The sequence below is a fragment of the Actinobaculum suis genome (assembly GCF_900102025.1).
GTDB lineage: Bacteria > Actinomycetota > Actinomycetes > Actinomycetales > Actinomycetaceae > Actinobaculum > Actinobaculum suis.
Genome location: NZ_FNAU01000036.1, coordinates 1 through 1,385, shown reverse-complemented (window position 1 = coordinate 1,385; position 1,385 = coordinate 1). Strand labels below are relative to the sequence as shown.

General features: G+C 54.4%; 1 protein-coding gene and 1 pseudogene. Both read left to right on the top strand.

Annotation, left to right across the window (positions count from 1 at the left end):
- Positions 1-135 (top strand): annotated as a pseudogene (locus BLT47_RS09215) (IS30 family transposase); the annotation flags it as partial.
- Positions 136-618: 483 nt separating this feature from the next.
- Positions 619-1,164 carry a hypothetical protein gene (locus tag BLT47_RS08805; RefSeq protein WP_074663965.1) on the top strand — a complete coding sequence of 182 codons (546 nt, stop codon included), beginning with the start codon at positions 619-621 and terminating at the stop codon, positions 1,162-1,164.
- Positions 1,165-1,385: the final 221 nt, after the last annotated feature.

Here is a 1,385-nt window from a genome sequence, read left to right as displayed (position 1 = left end):
CCCAAGGGAACCGACCTATCCACCTATTCCGAAGCCTACCTCGACGCCGTCGCCGAAGAACTCAACGACCGGCCACGCAAAACACTAAACTGGAACAAACCATCAGAAAAAATACTCGAACTCATCAACACCTAACCGTTGCAACCACCACTAGAATCCGCCCAACCTGGTGTTGCGAAGGGATGGCAACGATCGAGCGCATGGGGAGTCGTTATTGGATGGTAGTAGGAAGTAGATTTCTACTATTTGGCTAGCGACTTCGCAGATTCCACATTCCGCTGGTTTCCGCACTTTTCGCTACACCATCTTTCAGACATTGCCCACTGACCAGACAGCGGGTGACGGCAATATAGTCAGTGGGCAATGTCTTCATCCCCCTGTTTTAAACCATAGCGAAGGGGTAGTTTTAGACCCTCGGCAGAAGAGATCCTGCAAAAGGGCGGCCTTTGATTCAAATGAAGGTCCGCCAGACGCGCGCCTATCGGCACTCGGTTTTTGCAATCTCATCGTTCCCCGGGACTTCCTGCCGATCAATTGCCCCTTATAATCCACATTCACATACGCTGGAGATATGGCCGCAGCTCATTTCTCAGCGATGCTCTATTTGAGGAGCTCATCATGCAAACAAAATCCAAAATCGGGCTCGCGGTAGCGGGCGTCGTAGCCGTGGTGATTGTCTGCGCGGTCTTCTTTTTCCTGAAGTATGGGAACGGAGCCGATAGCGCATACAACACTGTAGTTACCTACGGCGATAAACATTCCACGAGTGCAACCTACCAAATCGGCGATGGTATCGGAGTTGACGGCTTGCCGATGTACGACGACGCCGCCGCGGCCTCCGAAAACTGGGAGAAAGCGGCTTCGGACGAGGTAAAAACGCTTACCGGTGACTGCCAGGTTTCCCTGCCCGTCACCGCCGATAACTTCAATGATTGGTGGAAATGCGCGATGGACCATGAGGCCGAAGTGCCGGCCACTCTCTGGCACTTCTCGCGCCTGCAAAACACCTTCCACGCCTCCGAGGTTGAGGCAAGCCTGGCAAAGGTAAAAGCCAATCCAAGCTCCGAGAACCTCGCAGAGCTGGCCGGCCTCCTGCCGGGAACCGAGAAAAATACCAAGGCTTTCGCTTCCGCTAAAGCTGAAGCGTCCACGGCCAAAAACTAGTTTTTCTCCGGCCTTCCCGGCCCTCGCTTCCCAGCTTGGTGCCGCTCACCGCGCCCGTGTTCATACGCGGGCGCGGTAGTTTTTCCGGGCCAGCTGGAAGCCTACGGATTCGAAAATAGCGCGGGCATGAAGTGCCCCAGGTTTTGTTCCGTTTGAGTAGATGGGAAAATTTGGAACATGCCGAGGAAATTTGACCAGGATGCGAAGGACCGCGTTGTCCG

What these genes read in the sequence shown, in the direction of transcription:
- BLT47_RS08805 (WP_074663965.1), top strand. Translation starts at nt 619, where the DNA reads ATGCAAACAAAATCCAAAATCGGGCTCGCGGTAGCGGGCGTCGTAGCC.